Annotated in this window: 17 protein-coding genes and 1 tRNA gene; 10 read left to right on the top strand and 8 right to left on the bottom strand. The window is 59.1% G+C overall.

From position 1 onward, the window contains the following. The first annotated feature begins 6 nt into the window (after positions 1-6). From tpiA to pnp, 10 genes are all read left to right on the top strand, one after another. Positions 7-771, top strand: coding sequence for a triose-phosphate isomerase (gene tpiA, locus KXD86_RS08210; RefSeq protein WP_218635549.1), 765 nt, complete (start codon positions 7-9; stop codon positions 769-771). 18 nt (positions 772-789) lie between these two features. Further along, positions 790-1,170: a preprotein translocase subunit SecG gene (gene secG, locus KXD86_RS08205; protein WP_218635548.1), complete on the top strand. Its 381-nt coding sequence runs from the start codon at positions 790-792 to the stop codon at positions 1,168-1,170. 7 nt (positions 1,171-1,177) lie between these two features. Next, positions 1,178-1,262: transfer RNA gene (locus KXD86_RS08200), tRNA-Leu, on the top strand. Positions 1,263-1,580: 318 nt separating this feature from the next. Further along, positions 1,581-2,042, top strand: a complete 462-nt coding sequence (gene rimP, locus KXD86_RS08195; RefSeq protein WP_218635547.1) for a ribosome maturation factor RimP — start codon at positions 1,581-1,583, stop codon at positions 2,040-2,042. A gap of 56 nt (positions 2,043-2,098) precedes the next feature. Then, on the top strand, positions 2,099-3,592 hold the full coding sequence (nusA, locus tag KXD86_RS08190) for a transcription termination factor NusA (RefSeq protein WP_218635546.1): 1,494 nt from the start codon (positions 2,099-2,101) through the stop codon (positions 3,590-3,592). Between the two features lie 18 nt (positions 3,593-3,610). Next, the gene (infB, locus tag KXD86_RS08185; protein WP_218635545.1) at positions 3,611-6,142 is read left to right on the top strand and encodes a translation initiation factor IF-2; all 2,532 of its coding nucleotides are present in this window, start codon (positions 3,611-3,613) and stop codon (positions 6,140-6,142) included. Further along, complete coding sequence (gene rbfA / locus KXD86_RS08180; RefSeq protein WP_218635544.1) at positions 6,142-6,573, top strand: 30S ribosome-binding factor RbfA; 432 nt, start codon at positions 6,142-6,144, stop codon at positions 6,571-6,573. The genes infB and rbfA overlap by 1 nt, the downstream gene beginning before the upstream one ends. Further along, on the top strand, positions 6,570-7,499 hold the full coding sequence (gene truB, locus KXD86_RS08175; RefSeq protein ID WP_218635543.1) for a tRNA pseudouridine(55) synthase TruB: 930 nt from the start codon (positions 6,570-6,572) through the stop codon (positions 7,497-7,499). The genes rbfA and truB overlap by 4 nt, the downstream gene beginning before the upstream one ends. A gap of 78 nt (positions 7,500-7,577) precedes the next feature. Then, a complete protein-coding gene (rpsO, locus tag KXD86_RS08170) occupies positions 7,578-7,847 on the top strand; it encodes a 30S ribosomal protein S15 (protein ID WP_041339122.1) in 270 nt (89 codons plus the stop codon). 361 nt (positions 7,848-8,208) lie between these two features. Further along, positions 8,209-10,323, top strand: coding sequence for a polyribonucleotide nucleotidyltransferase (gene pnp, locus KXD86_RS08165; RefSeq protein ID WP_228739505.1), 2,115 nt, complete (start codon positions 8,209-8,211; stop codon positions 10,321-10,323). A gap of 182 nt (positions 10,324-10,505) precedes the next feature. Here the strand turns inward: pnp and KXD86_RS08160 are convergent, their stop codons facing one another. The 8 genes from KXD86_RS08160 to KXD86_RS08125 form a co-directional block, all read right to left on the bottom strand. Then, positions 10,506-11,405 carry an alpha/beta hydrolase gene (locus KXD86_RS08160; protein WP_218635541.1) on the bottom strand — a complete coding sequence of 300 codons (900 nt, stop codon included), beginning with the start codon at positions 11,403-11,405 and terminating at the stop codon, positions 10,506-10,508. Beyond that, positions 11,375-13,240 (bottom strand): Lnb N-terminal periplasmic domain-containing protein, encoded by a 1,866-nt coding sequence (locus tag KXD86_RS08155; RefSeq protein ID WP_218635540.1) that lies wholly within the window; start codon positions 13,238-13,240, stop codon positions 11,375-11,377. Before KXD86_RS08155 ends, KXD86_RS08160 begins: the two co-directional genes overlap by 31 nt. Before the next feature lie 87 nt (positions 13,241-13,327). Continuing rightward, the gene (locus tag KXD86_RS08150) at positions 13,328-13,792 is read right to left on the bottom strand and encodes a DUF3015 domain-containing protein (RefSeq protein ID WP_218635539.1); all 465 of its coding nucleotides are present in this window, start codon (positions 13,790-13,792) and stop codon (positions 13,328-13,330) included. Positions 13,793-14,075: 283 nt separating this feature from the next. Beyond that, positions 14,076-14,777, bottom strand: coding sequence for an ABC transporter ATP-binding protein (locus KXD86_RS08145; RefSeq protein WP_218635538.1), 702 nt, complete (start codon positions 14,775-14,777; stop codon positions 14,076-14,078). Between the two features lie 9 nt (positions 14,778-14,786). Beyond that, complete coding sequence (livG, locus tag KXD86_RS08140; RefSeq protein WP_218635537.1) at positions 14,787-15,542, bottom strand: high-affinity branched-chain amino acid ABC transporter ATP-binding protein LivG; 756 nt, start codon at positions 15,540-15,542, stop codon at positions 14,787-14,789. A gap of 6 nt (positions 15,543-15,548) precedes the next feature. Then, a complete protein-coding gene (locus KXD86_RS08135; protein ID WP_218635536.1) occupies positions 15,549-16,820 on the bottom strand; it encodes a high-affinity branched-chain amino acid ABC transporter permease LivM in 1,272 nt (423 codons plus the stop codon). Next, complete coding sequence (livH, locus tag KXD86_RS08130; protein ID WP_218635535.1) at positions 16,820-17,743, bottom strand: high-affinity branched-chain amino acid ABC transporter permease LivH; 924 nt, start codon at positions 17,741-17,743, stop codon at positions 16,820-16,822. Before livH ends, KXD86_RS08135 begins: the two co-directional genes overlap by 1 nt. 161 nt (positions 17,744-17,904) lie before the next feature. Continuing rightward, the gene (locus tag KXD86_RS08125) at positions 17,905-19,017 is read right to left on the bottom strand and encodes a branched-chain amino acid ABC transporter substrate-binding protein (protein WP_218635534.1); all 1,113 of its coding nucleotides are present in this window, start codon (positions 19,015-19,017) and stop codon (positions 17,905-17,907) included. Between the last annotated feature and the right edge of the window lie 157 nt (positions 19,018-19,174).

The following is a 19,174-nucleotide window of genomic DNA, read 5'->3' as shown; positions in this document are numbered from 1 at the left end:
ACTGTTATGCGTCGTAAGATCGTAGCCGGAAACTGGAAGATGAACGGGTCGAAAGACCTGGCCAAGAACCTTGTTGGCCATATCCAGGCGGAGGTCGGCTCACTTGATAATGGCGTGGAGGTTGTTATTATCCCTCCCGCAATCTATGTCAGGGATGTCGCAGAGCAGTCAGGCAGTGAGTTGGCTGTCGGGGTCCAGAACGTGGGTCAGTGGCAGTCAGGAGCCTACACCGGAGAGATTTCTGCGGAGATGGCGAAAGATCAAGGCTGTCACTATGCCCTGGTTGGTCACTCGGAGCGGCGCCAGTTGTTTGGCGAAAGCGACGATGTGGTGGCGGCCAAGGTAGAGCGGTTGACGTCCTGTGGTCTCACGGCCGTTGTCTGTGTCGGGGAAACCCTTGAAGAGCGCGAAAGCGGCCGGGCTGAAGCGGTGGTAGCGTCTCAGGTCAAGAAAGGGTTGGCCAATGTGGCTGCCGACCAGTGGGGCAGGATTGTGGTGGCGTATGAGCCGGTCTGGGCAATCGGTACCGGCAAGACGGCCACCGCAGAAGATGCCCAGGCAATGCATGCCTCGATCCGCGGGGTGCTTGCCGAGATTGGCGCGCCGGCCGAAAGCATTTCGCTGCTTTACGGCGGCAGTGTAAAAGCGGATAATGCAGCGGCGCTTTTTGCCGAGCCGGATATAGACGGCGGTTTAATCGGCGGGGCGTCCCTGGTAGCAGAAGATTTTGTGAGTATTTGCCGGTCCATTCCGGCGGGTACCAACAGTTAAAGGTTCGCGAGAGTCGATATGGATTGGATGGAAACACTGGTAGTCGTTGTGCACGTGGTAATCGCGGTGGCGCTGGTGGGTCTTGTTCTGATCCAGCAGGGCAAGGGCGCGGATGCCGGCGCTGCATTCGGTGGCGGCGCATCTCAGACGGTATTCGGCAGTCAGGGTAGTGGTAGTTTCCTGACGCGCTTTACGACGATTCTTGCGATCATCTTTTTTGTGACAAGTTTTTCGCTGGCGGTATTTGCCAAGCAGCGCGCCGAGGTGGCGGGTGAAGCTGGAATTCCTGTAGTTGAGGAATCCCGGGAAGCCGCACCGACAGAGCAGGCGGCTGAGGGTGAATCAGCGCCGGACAGCGAGACCGAGAGCAGGGAGTCTGATCTCCCTGAGCTCGAGTAAGAGTGTTGCCCGGGTGGTGGAACTGGTAGACACGCTATCTTGAGGGGGTAGTGGCGAAAGCCGTGCCGGTTCGAGTCCGGCCCCGGGCACCATATAAGAAAAAACGGCTTGGAATCTCCAGGCCGTTTTTTTTGGTCAGTCCTTGACCAGTTCCTCCGGCGTCTCTATACTCCGGCGGATATTGGAGCCAGCGGGCGAAAGCGCGCAGGTTTCTGGCAGGCCAGGTGTCTGTCAGCAGGAAGCGGTTCACCGGTTTGCTTCCTGTGAGTTCTTGCAACAAAGGGCCCCATTTTCAGGGGCTTTTTGATTAAGGGGCCTGGCGCATCAGGCCCTGGTGCATATAAAGGGCTGATCAACAGCCCTTTTTTTGTTTTTGGGGCCGGTAAATTTGAGAACGGAGACGGCATAACTTGTCAGCCAAGCTTAAGCAACTGGAAGACATCCTTCGGCCGGTGGTCGAGGGCCTGGGCTATGAGTTCTGGGGCCTTGAATATCGCTCGCAGGGTCATCACTCGAAGCTGCGGGTGTTTATCGATGATGTCGAGAAGGGCATTTCGGTCGAAGACTGCGAAAAGGTCAGTCGTCAGATCAGCGGTGTGATGGACGTGGAAGACCCCATCCAGTCGGAATACACGCTGGAGGTTTCCTCGCCCGGAATGGATCGGCCGCTGTTTCGGCTGGAACAGTACGAAGCCTTTGCGGGCCATCAGGTCCAGATCCGGTTGCGCATGGCGTTTGAGGGCCGTCGCAAGTTCCAGGGTCTGATCAAGGGCATTGAAGGTGATGATGTGATTGTGGTGGTTGACGACCACGAGTATCTGCTGCCGTTTGATAGCATCGAGCGCGCAAACATCATCCCGGTATTTGAATAAACTCATCTGAATAAAGTCAGTGGACGCACAGTTTATCTTGAGGGCAGGGCAATCGAATGAGTAAAGAGATCTTGCTGGTGGTTGAATCCGTCTCGAACGAGAAGGGAGTCGAGAAGGATGTGATTTTCGAGGCGATCGAGCTTGCGCTCGCCACCGCTGCCAAAAAACGGTACGAGGACGAGGAAGCCGATATCCGCGTTTCCATTGATCGTCGCACCGGCGAATACGAAACGTTCCGTCGCTGGCTGGTCGTTGATAACGATGCAGTCCCGGCCCTCGGTACCGAGCTGACCTTGCAGGAAGCCGAGGAGATCGACAGCAACCTGAAGCCGGGCGACATCTACGAAGAGAAAACCGAATCCGTGGCTTTCGGTCGGATTGGTGCCCAGGCGGCCAAGCAGATCATTTTCCAGAAGGTCCGGGAAGCCGAGCGCACCAAGATTGTCGACAGCTACCGGGATCGTGTCGGTGAGCTGGTGTCGGGCACCGTCAAGAAGGTTACCCGTGATAACGTTATCGTGGACCTGGGTTCGAATGCGGAAGCACTGCTGCCCCGGGAAAACCTGATTCCTCGTGAGACGTTCCGGATGGGCGATCGGGTTCGTTCGCTGCTTCTGGAAATTCGCACCGACCACCGCGGGCCTCAGTTGATTCTGAGCCGAAGCGCCCCGCAGATGTTGATCGAACTGTTCCGCATCGAAGTGCCGGAGATCGCCGAAGATCTGATCGAAATCCGCGGTGCTGCTCGAGACCCGGGCTCCCGGGCCAAAATCGCCGTCAAAACCAACGATCGCCGGATCGACCCGGTTGGTGCCTGTGTCGGTATGCGAGGTTCTCGTGTGCAGGCGGTGTCCAATGAGTTGGGCGGTGAGCGGGTCGATATCGTGCTTTGGGATGACAACCCCGCCCAGTTGGTGATCAATGCCATGGCACCGGCCGAGGTTGCCTCCATTGTTATGGATGAAGACCGTCACACCATGGAGGTCGCGGTCGGAGAAGATAACCTGGCACAGGCAATCGGACGTAACGGGCAGAATGTCCGCCTGGCGACTGAGTTGACTGGCTGGACCCTGAACGTAATGACCGAAGAAGAAGCCGGTGAGCGTCAGGAACAAGAGTACAATCGTCTGGTGGATCACTTCACCAGCAATCTGGATGTGGACGATGAATTCGCTGGCGTCCTGATTGATGAAGGCTTTACGTCCATCGAAGAAGTCGCCTATGTGCCGATGGAAGAGATGCTGGCGATCGAGGGCTTTGACGAAGAGACCGTCACAGAGCTGCGTCGACGCGCCAAGGACGTACTGTTGAACCAGGCGTTGGCAAGCGAGGAAGCGCTCGAGGGTGCCGAACCGGCAGAAGATCTTCTGGCAATGGATGGCATGGACCGCAGCCTGGCGTTCAAGCTGGCTGGTATGGGCGTGCGCACGATGGAAGATCTGGCGGAGCAGTCGGTAGGTGATCTGCTCGAGATTGAAGGTATGGATGAAGAGCGTGCGGGTCAGTTGATCATGACCGCACGTGCCCCCTGGTTTGAAGACCAGGCTTAATTCGGGAGGAGGACCAGTATGGCTGAAGTAACGGTAAAACAACTGGCCGATGACGTAGGCGCTCCCGTGGATCGTTTGCTGAAGCAGATCGTGGAAGCGGGCCTCAAGGCCCGTTCCGAAACCGATTCTGTGTCCAGCGATGAGAAGCAGCAGTTGCTGGCCTATTTGAGAAAGAACCACGGTGAGGCGGACTCAGAACCCCGCAAAATCACCCTGAAGCGGAAAACCACAACCACGCTGAAGGCGGGCAAGGCCAAGACCGTCAACGTGGAGGTTCGCAAGCGCCGGACCTATATCAAGCGTGCCGAATTGCAGCCTGAGGCTGAAGCGCCTCAGCCAGAAGTGCCTGAGGAAGAACCAAAGCAGGCGTCCGCGCCGGTAGCAGAAACACCTGTTACCCCTGAACCGGCACCCAAGGCAGAACCTGAAGCCGCTGAGAAGCCGGCGGCGGCCGAGCCAGTGGCTGAAGAAAAGCCCAAGAAGGCGGTTGAGCCAGAGCCGATTCCGGCACCCGAGGATATGCCTATCCCGCCGCCTGAAGGCGAAGGAAAGGATCGGAAGCCGAAAAAGAAAAAGGAAAAAGCTCGCGAGCGCGGCGATGAGATTGAAGAAGGCAAGCCGAAGAAGAAGTCGGCGGGCCATCGTGGTCCACGCAGCCGCCCGGTGGATGAGCCTCTGGTGATTTCCGAGGACGAGGAAGATACCACCCTGCGTAAGCCGCTGCGTGCGAAAAAGAAACCCAAAGAGAAGCGTCATGGCTTCGAGAGGCCGACCAAACCAATGGTCAGAGAAGTAGAGATTCCCGAAACGATCACCGTAGGTGACCTTGCCCAGCGTATGGCGGTCAAGGCCGCCGACGTCATCAAGACCTTGATGGGCATGGGCGTAATGACCACCATCAATCAGGCTCTCGATCAGGAAACCGCCGTTCTGGTTACCGAAGAACTGGGTCACAAGGCGAAGACCGTCAGTGAAGACGCGTTTGAAGAGGAAGTGCTGAGCGAGTTCTCCTTCGAAGGTGGCGAGAAGACCAAGCGTGCACCGGTCGTGAGTGTTATGGGTCACGTTGACCATGGTAAGACGTCACTGCTGGACTACATTCGCCGCACCAAGGTTGCCTCCGGCGAGTCCGGTGGTATTACCCAGCACATCGGTGCTTACCACGTCGAGACCGATCACGGCATGGTGTCGTTCCTGGATACCCCGGGTCACGCGGCGTTTACCGCCATGCGTGCTCGTGGTGCCCAGTGCACCGATATCGTGATCCTGGTTGTCGCCGCGGATGACGGCGTTATGCCTCAGACCAAAGAAGCGGTACAGCACGCGCGCTCCGCCGGCGTTCCGATCGTTGTTGCCATCAACAAGATGGATAAGGAAGCGGCTGACCCTGATCGCATCAAGAGCGAGCTGGCGGCCCTGGAAGTTGTGCCGGAAGACTGGGGTGGCGACATCCAGTTTGTGCCCGTCTCGGCCCACACCGGCGACGGTATCGATGCGCTGCTCGAAGCGGTACTGCTGCAGTCCGAAATCCTCGAGCTGGAAGCGTCTCCGGATGCGCCTGCCAAGGGTGTTGTGGTTGAGTCCAGCCTTGAGCGGGGCCGTGGTTCCGTAGCGACGGTTCTGGTTCAGAACGGTACCCTGCGCCAGGGCGACATGGTCGTGGCCGGTTCCTACTTCGGTAAGGTCCGCGCGATGACTGACGAAGCCGGCAAACAGACCAAAGAAGCGGGTCCGTCGATTCCGGTCGAGATTCTGGGCCTCAATGGCACGCCGGACGCCGGTGATGAGTTCTTCGCCGTCGCCGACGAGAAGAAGGCGAAGGAATTGGCGGAGTTCCGTCAGACCCGCGAGCGCGAGCAGCGCCTCCAGCGACAGCAGGCGGCCAAGCTCGAGAACCTGTTCGAGAACATGGGCAAGGACGAGGTCAAAACCCTCAATGTCGTGCTCAAGACCGACGTGCGTGGCTCACTGGAGGCCATCTCCAAGGCCCTGCAGGACCTGGGTAACGAGGAGGTTCAGGTCAAGATCGTGTCGTCCGGCGTGGGTGGTATTGCCGAGACCGACATCAGTCTGGCCATGGCGACCAATGCGGTCATCTTCGGCTTCAATGTTCGCGCCGACGCGGCATCCAAGCGCCTGGTTGAGCAGGAAGGCCTGGATCTGCGCTACTACAGCATCATCTACAACCTGATCGATGATGTGAAAGCCGCCCTGACCGGCATGCTGGCGCCGGAATTCCGCGAGGATATCGTCGGTATCGCCGACGTGCGGGACGTGTTCCGTTCGCCGAAGTTTGGCCAGGTTGCCGGCTGTATGGTGACGGAAGGCACGGTTTACCGTAACAAGCCGATTCGCGTCCTGCGGGACAACGTGGTGATCTTTGAAGGCGAGCTGGAATCCCTGCGTCGCTTCAAGGACGACGTCCCCGAGGTCCGCAATGGCATGGAGTGTGGTATCGGTGTGAAAGGCTACGACGTCAAGGTCGGTGACCAGATCGAAGTCTTCGACCGCGTTCGGGTTGAGCGCAAGCTCGAATCCACGGGGGCCTGATGCCAAGAGAGTTCAGTCGTATTGATCGCATCGGCGATCAGATGCAGCGTGAACTGGCCCAGCTGATCCAGCGGGAGGTCAAAGACCCGCGGGTCGGCCTGGTGACGGTTAATGCGGTAAAAGTGAGCCGGGACCTCGGTTATGCCGATGTTTACGTGTCGCTGTTGTCCACCGAGGAGTTGACCGAGGAGTCGCCTGAGGTGCAGGACTCCCTCAAGGTGCTGGCCAAGGCGTCCGGCTTTCTTCGAGGGCAGGTCGGGCGGGCCATGAAGCTGCGGGTTGTCCCCCAGCTTCGATTCCACTTCGACACCCTGCAGGGCTACAGTCGCAAGATGGACAGTCTGATCAAGAAGGCGGTGGGCGAAAAACCCGCTGTGCCCAAAGACGACAATGATGATCCGGTCTCTGGCAATCCGGAGCGGGACGCTTGAGTCGTCGGCGTAAGGGCCGGGACGTCAACGGCATTCTGGTCATCGACAAGCCGCAGGGTGTGACATCCAATGGCATCCTGCAGCAGGTCAAGCGCCTGTACGGGGCCGCCAAGGCTGGTCACACGGGGGCACTGGATCCGTTGGCAACCGGTGTGCTGCCGCTGTGTTTCGGCGAGGCCACCAAGTTCTCCCAGATGATGCTGGACAGCGACAAGGCCTACATCGCGACCGCCCGGCTGGGTGTTCGGACTGAAACCGGTGACAGCGAAGGCGCGGTGGTCGAGGAAAAGCCCGTTACCGCAGACCTGTCGCCGGAGCATCTGGAATCGGTTCTGGACGGCTTTCGCGGTGACATCCAGCAGGTTCCTTCCATGTATTCGGCTCTCAAGCATAAGGGGCGCCCCCTCTACGAATACGCCCGGGAGGGGATCGAGGTTGAACGACCGGCCCGTCCGGTGACCATCTACGACCTGACGCTCCTCGCCGTGCGGGACAACGAGCTTGATCTCGCTGTCAGTTGCACCAAGGGTACGTACATTCGCTCACTGGTTGAGGATATCGGGCTGGCACTGGGGTGTGGTGCCCATGTCACGGCTTTGCGCCGGACCATGGCGTCGGGCTTTACTCTCGACAACGCCCATCAGGTCCCGGAACTGGAGGCAATGCGCGAGCGTGGCGAGAGTCTGGATGGGCTGTTGGTTGCCCCGGATGCCGCACTGTCGATGTTCCCGGACGTGAAGCTGGCCGGTCCGTCGCTGGTGTCGATATTGAACGGACAACCGGTTAGAATATCCGGTCAATCTCAGGAGGGCTTCGTGCGCGTCTATGGCAACGAAGGCTTTGTGGGATTGGCGGAAGCAATCGCCGAAGGTGACGGGGTCAAGCTGGTCCCGCGCCGATTGGTGAAGAGCAGCGACAAACGCTAGACGTGTCGCTGGTTAGCCGGGCTGTAGAGATGCGCGGTTCGGCTGTATTCGAGAGCATCGCAAACAATGAGGTGAAATATGGCACTTTCTGCCAGTGAGAAGTCACAGATCGTTAAGGATTTTCAGCAAGGTGAGGGCGATACCGGTTCTCCTGAAGTTCAGGTTGCACTGCTGAGCGCCAACATCAACAAGCTGCAGGATCACTTCAAGACCAACAAGCAGGATCACCATTCCCGCCGTGGTCTGATCCGGATGGTAAACCAGCGTCGTAAACTGCTGGACTACCTGAAGCGCAAGAACGCTGACCGTTACCTGGAACTGATCCAGCGTCTGGGTCTGCGTCGCTAATCCGGTCTTTTCGACCTGAAGGCTGCTTCCGGCTCCGGCCGGGGCACGCCGACAACCGGCGGAACCGTTTCTGGTTCCGCCGGTTGTGCTTTTCACCCGAAATGCCGCAGTTGATGTGTCGGTGACGTCGAAGGATTCCCTGTCGTAATGGAAAGCCGAAATTGATAGCAGGTTGTTGAAAAGCCCGGGCGAGCCACTTTTGCACGTCCTTTGTCTTACCGGGGTTTTGCAACAGCCTGTTAGCTTTCAGACGGGTTGCCTTTCGATTCACATGACCAACTCCGGCGGCCGACGATCGAACGCATGGGCGTTACGATTGAATCAAACTGGAATAGTGAGTTACTAGGAGTTTTTTGTGGATCTGAAACCTTTCAAGAAATCATTCGAGCTTGGCGGCAAGACCGTCACTCTGGAAACCGGTCGCATCGCCCGCCAGGCTACCGGTGCCGTTCTGGTCACCATCGACGACGTATCCGTGCTGGGTACGGTCGTAGGTGCGAAGGAGCCGAAGCCGGGCCAGGGGTTTTTCCCGCTGACCGTTAACTACACCGAAAAGACCTACGCCGTTGGCAAGATCCCCGGTGGTTTCTTCAAGCGTGAAGGCCGTCCTTCCGAGAAGGAAACCCTGACCTCGCGTCTGATCGACCGTCCGATCCGTCCGTTGTTCCCCAATGGCTACATGAACGAAGTCCAGGTTGTCCTGACCGTGATGTCCGCCAACAAGACCCAGGATCCGGACATCGCTGCCATGCTGGCCGCATCCGCTGCCCTGGCCATTTCCGGCATTCCGTTCGACGGCCCGATTGGCGCCTCTCGCGTTGCGTTTACCAATGAGCGCGGTTACTTCCTGAACCCGACTTTCGAAGAGCTCGAAACCTCCCTGCTGGACATGGTCGTTGCCGGTACCGAGGACGCGGTACTGATGGTCGAATCCGAAGCCAAGGGGCTGACCGAAGACCAGATGCTCGGTGGTGTTCTGTTCGCGCACCAGGAAATGCAGGTTGCCATTAGCGCCATCAAGGAATTCGCCGCCGAGATTGGCAAGCCGCGCTGGGAATGGCAGCCAGAGACCGAGAACACCGAGCTGCTGAACGCCATCAAGGGCGAGTTCGCGTCCGCGATCGAAGAAGCCTACAGCATCCGTGACAAGATGGAGCGCTATGCGCGTCTGGGCGAGATCAAAGCGGCTGCGGTTGAGAAGTTTGCCGGCGAAGAGGAAGGTCAGCCGACTTCGGAAGAGGTCAAGAAGTACTTCGGCAAGATCGAGAAGACCGTCGTTCGCCAGCAGGTTATCGATGGCAAGCCGCGTATCGACGGCCGCGACAACAAGACCGTTCGTCCGATCGAGATTGAAGTTGGCGTTCTGCCGAGCACCCACGGTTCGGCCCTGTTCACCCGTGGTGAAACCCAGGCCATCGTGACCGCAACGCTGGGCACTGCCCGCGACATGCAGATCATCGATGCCCTGGAAGGTGAGCGCAAGGATCCGTTCCTGTTCCACTACAACTTCCCTCCGTACTCCGTAGGCGAAGCCGGCCGTATGGGCAGCCCGGGTCGTCGTGAGATTGGTCACGGCCGTCTGGCGAAGCGCGGTGTTGCCGCGGTTATGCCGACCATCGAAGAATTCCCGTACACCATCCGCGCGGTTTCCGAGATCACTGAATCCAACGGTTCCAGCTCGATGGCGTCGGTCTGTGGCTCAAGTCTGGCGCTGATGGACGCGGGTGTGCCGCTGAAGGCGCCGGTTGCCGGTATCGCCATGGGTCTGGTCAAGGAAGGCGATAAGTTTGCCGTTCTGACCGACATCCTGGGTGACGAGGATCACCTGGGTGACATGGACTTCAAGGTTGCCGGTACCAAAGACGGTGTTACTGCCCTGCAGATGGACATCAAGATCAACGGCATCACCGACGAGATCATGGAACTGGCCCTGGAGCAGGCTCACGAGGCACGTCTGCACATCCTGGGTGAGATGAACAAGGTCATTGCCGAGTCGCGTCCGGAGCTGTCTGCCCGTGCACCGAGCATCACCACCATCAAGATCAACCCGGACAAGATCCGTGACGTTATCGGTAAGGGTGGCGCAACCATCCGTTCTATCTGTGACGAAACCGGCGCGTCGATTGATCTGGACGACGATGGCAACGTGAAGATTTACGCGGACAACCAGGAAGCGGCGCAGGCTGCCGTTAACCGGGTTAAGGAAATCACCGCGGAAATCGAGGTTGGCGCGATCTACAAGGGTCGTGTTGAGCGCATCGTGGACTTCGGTGCATTCGTTAACATCCTGCCCGGCAAGGATGGTCTGGTGCACATCTCCCAGATTTCCGAGCGCCGCATTGAGAACGTAACTGACGAGCTGAGCGAAGGTCAGGAAGTTCTGGTCAAGGTCCTGGATGTGGACAACCGTGGTCGCGTTAAGCTGTCCATGAAGGAAGTCCAGGAAGGCGAGCAGCCGACCGACTTCTCTGCCTGATAGCAAACCGCTAGACGGCATTCAACAACCCGCCTTTCCCCTGGGATTGGCGGGTTTTTGGTTTTTGGGGTAGCCCCTATTAAGAGATGCTCGTCAAAACACGCTCCAAGCACATCCATGTGGGCTTGTTTCGGGCCGTCCTTGGCCCTCAACAGTTTTGAAAAGCCTCTTTTAATAGCGGCCTAGAATTGGTCTTTGGCCCGCGATAGAAAGTCCAGAACGGTTTCCTTGTAGGCAGGAATCACAAACGTGGCTGCGTGCGGAGTATCGGTCTGCAGGAACTCTTTCGGCTCGTCAGCCGCTTTGTAGAGCTCCTTGCCGTGATGGTAGGGGATGATGCCATCACGAACGCTGTGGATGATCAGCGTGGGTACAGGGCTGATGTCGTTGATGTGGTCGACGCCCTCATAGGTTCCGGGAATGGTCCAGCTCAGGGGGGCCTGGAATAGCCAGGTCAGCCAGAAACTGTCCAGCTTTTCCCGGGCGATGCCTCGAAAGCCCGAGAAGGTGCCATCCAGCACCACCCCCCGAATTTCAGGCTTCCTGTCCCGTTTCACCCATTCGCTGGCCAAGGGAATGCCAAGCGCACCTCCCAGGCTCTGGCCAAGGAGAAACACCGGGGTGTCTTCGGTCTCGGGTTTTGCTGCCAGCCATCGTATGCCGGTTTCGACATCGTGAAGGGCGCCTTCAATGTCCGGTGCCCCCGTGGACTTGCCATAGCCCCGGTAGTCGATCGCGAAGACGTTGTAGCCTTCCGAGGGTAACCAGGCAACGTTGAGGATGTGGCTGCTGATGTTCTGGGCGTTACCGTGGAGGAAGTAGACGGTACCCCGGGTGTCTTCCGGGGCGGTTTCTGCGGGCAGCCACCAGCCATGTAGGGTTTCACCGTCGGGCGTATCGAGGTAAACGTCCTCGTACGCCAGGTTCAGTCGGTCCGGGGTGATGTAGGTGACCTTGTCGGGAAAGAAGAAGACACTGCTACAGCCGCCCATCAAGAGGGCGACCGTCAGCAATGCCAAGGGCCGCGCGCAGGCCCTGAGTCTCGTTGCCGTTAAAAGTAGGCGTGCAGTCCGGTTTGCCATGTGCTCTGGTACCTGTCGTAGTGGTCTTCCCGGGTGAATTCGGCAAACACGCTGAAGTCCCGTCCGAGGTGCCAGTTGCCGCGGGCATAGACCTGGTCTTGTCGATGCTGGCTGCTGACAATCCAGGCCTTGGTCCGGGTGCCGGCCAACAGGCTGAACCGGTTGTTCTGGTGCAGCAGGCCCAGATCGGCGCCCGGCGCCGCGTCGTAACCCCGGCGGAGGTCGTCGTCAATTTCAAGGTCGGCCGTGGCAATGGCGAAAGCCTGAATCTGTTTGCCGAGCATCCAGCTACCGCCGGCGCCGCCTTCGAGATAAGGCGTCAGAACCCGCATGGTCCCCGTGTCGGTGCGACGACCGCCAAAGCCGACCTGCCAGGACAGCGGCGAGAAGAACTGGTTCCTCGGGCTCAGGGAGCGGATTTCCACGCCGATCAGCTGTTCCAGTTGCAGTTCATCGTTGTCGGTGTAATAGCGCGCATCCAGCCGAAGAAACTGCAGTTGCGCTCCGGCGCGGTATCCGGCCGGGGGATCGAGAACGTCGTGGTAGGCAGGCCGGAGCGTCAGTTGGGTGAATTCCCGGTGGGCCAGCTGTCCGGCCCCCAGACTGGCCCGGAAGGTGTCGTGTCCCTGGTCGTCCCGGATCTTAGGCTCGGGAGGTGGCGCCGGCGCTTCGGCGTTGTCGATTCTGCTGCGCTCGGTCAGAAGCTCGTGGGACAGGGGCGCGGCGAATTCACGAGGCCAGCCATCGGCCTCGCTCTGATAGCGAACGTAGTCGTAGGTGGCGTCCAGTACATGGGCCCGCTCCTCGGGACTGAGCACTCGGACTTCTTCCGCGCCCGGTTCGACGTAGCCGTTGGCCACTGCAGCAGCCAGGGTTTGATGGTCGTCCGGCAGGGTCTCAAGGCTGTAGGCCACCGAGGTGGCCGCGGATGGACGGTAATAAACCCCGGCGACCAGGTCCTTGTCGACAACCCAGCGAACGGTATCCGAGGGAATGGCGTGGGTGCTCACCTCATCCAGAAGGTCGGTGCCCGGCCGCGCCACATCAATCAGCGCCAGCAGGCGGTAGGCGCAGTTCTCGTCAAAGAAGTAGTAATCGAAGTTATGGTCCCGGATTTCCCAGGCATGCGCCAGCATCAGGTCGACTTCGGGTTGTGTCAGGTTGAGCTTGTACTCCCAGAGATCCCGATGTTCGATGTCCGAATAAAGGCGGATCTTTTCGTAGTAGGGCTGCACCGTGGTAATGCCCGGGTAACCCCCGAAAATGCCCTTGTAGGCAAACAGTATTTCGCTGTCGTGTGCAGCAGCATCCGCGGCATAGGAAATGGTGTTGGCCAGCAGCAGGTTGGTTTCCGCGTCTTCCTGGGGCGGATCGAGTCTCAGGAAGGTATGTCCAAACATGGAAGACGGGCTGTTCAGGTACGAGGCGGCAAACACCAGCGTGACGGTCTCGGTATTGAGGGTCTCGGTCCATTCCTCATAGGCCGGACAGTTCACGCCGGGTAACGAGAGTTCAAGTTTCTTCCTTAGCCACGTCGTTCGTGCCGGGAAACGGCACTGGGCATGCCCATTGCCATCGCCGGGGCGCTGGATCGCGGCGAGCGTCGCCTCCAGTTCGGATTGCGGGGAATGTTTGCCGTCGCCACTCAGAAAAAAGTCGGGGTCATCGGCCTGGCTGGTGAAACCGCTTCCCAGGGTGTCGGGTTGGTAGTGGCCCAGAGTCAGCCAGGCCGGGTCCTGAGAGAGCGTTTGGATGTCCCGGGGTGTGTCTGCCTGAACAGGCACAGTGAGGGCCAGCCAGAACAAGGCTGGCCCAAGGCGAAGCATATAGCCCATGGGTGTTTGAAGCGTCCGGATCTGAGAGCGAATGGGTCAGGATTGTGCGCCGTCCCTGGCGCATGAGCGTCCCTGTACGAGGCAGAATTACGCTGCGACGTATTTGCTCAGTGAGTCGTTCTGCTCAAGGAGGGCAACGATGGCGTCGACCGCTTCGCCGGAGGTGGTGTCAGAGCTCGGGAAGATGGTGGCAAAGTTGTCCTGCAGGACTTTACGGAATGTGTCACGGTCAGCTGCATCAACGCCGAGGAGAACCGCCAGGGTGTCGAGGTTCTCGCCGTTGCCACGGGACATGTCACGGGCAACCTTGTCGATGTTGCTATCCATGTACATAGCCATGGACTGGACCGCCTGGTTGGTCTGACAACCCAGGGTACCGGTGGTCATACCGAAGGTCTGGTTGCCAAAGGTGCCGTTGGTTGTGGCGGCGAGGACGTGAGGAGCAATACCGGATTGTCCTTTCCAGACCATTGCGCCAATGCCACAGCCGGGCTGTGCGAACGCCATGGAGGAAGCTCCGAGAAGAATTGCGCCTGCGATCAGTTTTTTCATTATCCACTCCTTTGTGTGGTTTAGCTGTCGTCGCATACCGCACCACCAGCTGGGTGAACTGGCGGCAATGCGGGAACGGCCCTGACTGGTTTCTATGGAGACAGGATGACCGTTCCACTGAGTATAGTGCAAATCCTGAAATCGCAAGCGTAAAGTTATGTGAGTAATTGATTTGGCCGCGAAATTTCCCGGAACTGTGGAATTGCGCAGGGACTGGACACAAAAAAGCCGGCGCCTGATGGTCACAGGGGCCGGCTTGGTCTGCACGTTGGCTGAAGAGGCGTCAGCCCCCGAGGTAGGCGTTCTGGACGTCCGGATTGGCCAGCAGGTTCTTGCCGGTATCCTGCAGGCGGATCTTGCCGGTCTCCAGCACGTAGCCCCGGTCTGCCAGGTTCAGCGCCTGATGGGCGTTCTGTTCGACCAGAAACACGGTAATGCCTTCGTCCCGGAGGTGCCCGATGATCTCAAAGATCTGTTTGATCACCAGCGGTGCCAGGCCCAGCGAGGGCTCGTCCAGAATGATCATGTTGGGCTTGCTCATCAGGGCGCGTCCGATGGCGAGCATCTGCTGCTCGCCGCCGGACATGGTGCCGGCACGCTGGTGTTCACGCTCTTTCAGCCGGGGAAAGAGTTCGTACACGTGGTCCTGGCTCTTGCGGATCTCGGCCTTGGTGTTGAAGAACCCGCCCATGTGCAGGTTCTCTTCCACCGTCAGCCCGGAAAAGATCCGCCGCCCTTCCGGGACAATGGCGATTCCGGAGCGCATGATCTCCGCCGTTGGCTGCCGGGTAATGTCCCGGCCTTCGAGGATAACGCGCCCGGAACTGGCCTGGGGGTTGCCGCAAACGGTCATCAGCAGAGTCGTTTTGCCGGCACCGTTGGCTCCGATCAGGGATACGATTTCGCCTTTTTTGACCTCGACAGAGACCCCGTGCAGGGCCTCGATCTTGCCATAGTGGGTGTGGACATCTTCTAGTACAAGCATGGTTCTTCCTCAGGCCTCGCCCAGGTAGGCTTTGATCACGTCGTCGTTCTGGCGGATCTCGTCCGGTGTGCCACTGGCCAGGGGACGCCCCTGGTTGATGACGTTGATCCGGTCGGAGATGTCCATCACCAGGCTCATGTCGTGCTCAATCAGCACCACGGAAACGCAGTAGTCCTCTTTCAGGCTGACAATCAGCTGATTGAGATCCTTGGTTTCCGCCGGGTTGAGGCCCGCAGCCGGTTCATCCAGCATCAGCAGCTTGGGCTCGGTGACCATGCAGCGGGCAATTTCCAGCCGGCGCTGCTGGCCGTAGGCCAGGTTGCCGGCTTCCCGGTTGGCCAGATCCATCAGGCCCACCCGGTCCAGCCAGTAGGCGGCCCGATCCAGCGATTTCTGCTCCCGTTCACGGTAACTCGGGGTCTTCAGCAGGCCGGCGACCAGGTTGGTGTTCAGGTGCCGATGCTGGGCAACCAGCAGGTTTTCCACCACGGTCATCTGATTGAACAGACGCACGTGCTGGAAGGTTCTGACCATTCCGAGCCGTGAGATCTTGTAGTCCGGTTTGCCCTGGACTTCATTGCCTTCGAAAAGGATCTTGCCACCGGTTGGCGTGTAAAACCCGCTCATGCAGTTGAATACGGTGGTCTTGCCGGCCCCGTTGGGGCCGATGATGGAAACGATTTCCCGTTCCTGAACGTCCAGTGACACCTGGTCTACCGCCAGCAGGCCGCCAAAGCGCATGGACAGATTCTGTACTTCAAGCATCGTCCGTCACTCCTGCTTTTTCAGTTCAATGTGAATACGGCGCATGGGCATGAGGCCCTGCGGACGCCAGACCATCATCAGTACCATCGCGGCACCGAAGATCAGCATGCGGTACTCAGAGAATTCCCGGGCAAGCTCCGGCAGGATCGTCACGGCAATCGCCGCGAGCACCACGCCAATCTGTGAGCCCATGCCGCCCAGCACCACAATGGCCAGGATGATGGCGGATTCCAGGAAGACGAACGATTCAGGGCTGATGAAGCCTTGCTTGGATGCGAACACGGTGCCGGCAAAGCCCGCGAAGAACGCACCGATGGTGAAGGCCGAGAGCTTGACGGCAGTACGGCTCAGGCCAAGGGAGCGGGCGGCGATTTCGTCTTCCCGCAGCGCTTCCCAGGCGCGGCCCACCGGCATGCGCATGAAGCGGCGGATGACCAGGGCGGTGAACACGGCCAGAACGAGCGCAATCAGGTACAGGAAAATCACCTTGTGCTCGCCACTGTAGGCGATGTTAAAGGTCTCGTGGAAAGAGGTGTTGCCTTCCTCTTTCACGCGGCGGCCGAATTCCATGCCGAACAGGGTCGGGTCGGGAATGCCACCGATGCCGTTGGGGCCACCGGTCAGCGTCGTCCAGTTATTCAGGAGGATCCGGATGATCTCGCCAAAACCCAGCGTCACGATTGCCAGGTAGTCGCCCCTGAGCCGCAGTACCGGGAAGCCGAGTACCAGCCCGAAGGTGGCGGCCAGCAAGGCACCGATTGGCAGTGCGAACCAGAACGACACGCCAAGGTACTGGGACAGCAAGGCAAAGGTGTAGGCACCCACGGCGTAGAAGGCCACGTAGCCCAGGTCCAGCAGGCCGGCAAGGCCAACCACCACGTTGAGGCCAAGGGCCAGCATGATGTAGATCAGCACCAGGGTGGCCAGGTCCACCGCGCCCCGGGATACAAAGAACGGCCAGAACAGGGCGAGTACCACGATCCCGGTCAGAACCCAGGATTCGATCTTCGCACGCTTGTTTTCGGCCATCGGCTCTTTGGGCTTGCCAGAGCTCAGGCTGGACAGGTTGCCCAGCTTGCCTGTGATGCTGTCACGGAACAGCTGGAAGACAAACACCACGATCGCCGCCAGGAACACGCCCACAATGGTGGAGGTGTTGGCACCGACAATAGTGACGTTGATGCCCTGAGCCTCAAGGTTAAACCCGAGGATGGGGTAGGAAATAATCAGGGTAATAACCGCACAGAAGAGTGCGTGTTTAAGGTTTTGAGCAGCCATCAGATCTTCTCAACCTCCGGTTTGCCAAGCAGGCCGGTGGGTTTGAACAGCAGAATGAGGATCAGCAGGCCAAAGGAGACCACATCCTTGTATTCACCGCTGAGGTAGCCGGAGGTCATGCTTTCGGAGACGCCGAGAATCAGGCCGCCCAGCATCGCGCCGGGAATACTGCCAATACCGCCAAGAACCGCGGCGGTAAACGCCTTGAGCCCGGCGATGAAACCGAACAGCGGGTCGACCGAACCGTAATACATGCCCAGCAGCAGGCCGGCAACGGCGGCCAGCGCAGCGCCGATGACGAACGTGGCCGCAATGATGCGGTTGGTGTCGATGCCCAGCAGGTTGGCCATGCCCAGGTCCTGGGACACGGCACGACAGGCGCGGCCTGTGCGGGAACGGGCGATGAACAGGGAGAGGGCGGTCATGCAGATGAGCGTGGTCACGAAGATCGTGATCTGCATGTAGGACAGGGACATCTGGAAGGCGCCTTCCGAACCGAACTGGAAGCCACCGTCAATCAGCGCCGGGAAGCCGATGTTGCGGGAACCCTGGGCAAGGTGCACATAGTTCTGCAGGAAAATCGACATACCGATGGCGGAGATCAGCGGAATCAGTCGGTGCCGTCCGCGAACCGGCCGGTAGGCGACCCGTTCCACCGCCCAGCCCATGGCGCTGGAGACGATCATGGCGCAGACCAGCGCAACGATCAGGATCAGCGGCAGCCAGGCGACACCGAGAGAGGCGAGGCCGGTAATGGCGATCAGCGCCGTGTAAGCACCGATCATATAGATTTCACCATGGGCAAAGTTGATCATGCCGATGATGCCGTAAACCATCGTGTAGCCGATGGCGATCAGGGCGTAGGTGCTCCCGATCGTCAGCCCGTTGATGAGCTGCTGAGAGAAATACAGGAGATCTTGCATTAGGGGACAACTCCGAAAGCCTGCTCCCTCCGCCTCCGCACGCCCGACCCGGGATATCCGGATCGGAGGTGGGGGAGGTTCAACAGGAGCCTAGAAAAACACCTTCTCCCGGATCGCGGTGAGAAGGTGCTCTAAAACTTACCGTTTGTTAACGATTTGGCTTAGTTTACCGGAGTTTTGCTTCCATCTGAATGCCATTCGTAGACAACGAACTCAAACGATTTCATATCGCCAGCTTGGTCGTACTCGACGTTACCGATCGGTGTCTGGAAGGAACCGCTGCGCAGGGCTTCGGCCACCTCGAACGGATCGGTGGAATCCGCTTTCGCGATGCCATCGGCCACCAGCTGAACGGCGGTGTAGGAGGTCAGCACGAACGGACCGGAAGGATCTTCACCCTTGTCCTGGAACGCGGCTACCAGCGCCTGGTTTTCCGCTTTCTTGTCGAAGCTGGGCGGCAGGGTAACCAGCAGGCCCTCGGCTGCTTCACCGGCAATGGTGTTGATGTCTTTGTTGCCGACGCCTTCCGGACCCATGAAGGTGGCGTCGAGATCAGCCTGGCGCGCCTGGCGCAGGATCAGGCCGAGTTCCGGGTGGTAGCCACCGTAGTAGACGTAGTCGACGTCAGCCTGTTTCAGCTTGGTCACCAGGGAAGAGAAGTCCTTGTCGCCGGCGGTGATGCCTTCGAACATGGCGATCTCGACGCCCTGATTCTTCAGTGTGTCGCGCACGGCGGTGGCGATGCCTTCACCGTACTGCTGCTTGTCGTGAACGATGGCAACACGCTCAGGGTTCAGGCTGGCAATGTAGTTACCGGCAACCGGGCCCTGCATGCTATCAAGGCCGATGGTCCGGAAAACCAGCTCATAGCCACGCTCAGTGATTTCCGGGCTGGTGGACGCCGGAGTGACCATCAGGATGCCTTCGTCCTCGTAGATGTCGGAGGCGGGCTGGGAGGAGCTGGAACACAGGTGGCCGATCACGAAGCGAACACCGTCGTTGACCAGGTTGTTGGCAACGGTGACGGCCTGCTTGGGGTCGCACACGTCGTCGTATTCAACAGCGACGAGTTCCTCACCCATAACACCGCCATTGGCGTTGATCTGTTCAATGGCCATGCGGGCACCGGAGAATTGCATGTCGCCGTACTGGGCAACAGGGCCGGTCATCGGGCCGGCAATACCGATCTGGATCGCGGCGGCGGCGTGGCCGGCGCCCATCAGCGCGATGGAAGTACTAACAGCGGTTGCGAGTTTTTTTACTGAGGTTCTCATTGGGTCTGTCCTGTTTGGTTCAGGGTTATTCTTGTGTTCTCAGAGAGTCAAACAAACACCACACCCCGCTGCTTGTCAAGCAGATCGGGCCATAGTTTGCTCGGGAACACAGGGCTCTGAAAGCTGGCTATCGTGAAAGCCGATAGCTTCCAACCAT

Origin of the sequence: Marinobacter arenosus (genome assembly GCF_019264345.1) — a bacterium.
In the GTDB taxonomy this organism is placed as follows: domain Bacteria; phylum Pseudomonadota; class Gammaproteobacteria; order Pseudomonadales; family Oleiphilaceae; genus Marinobacter; species Marinobacter arenosus.
This window is presented reverse-complemented; position numbering and strand designations above follow the sequence as displayed.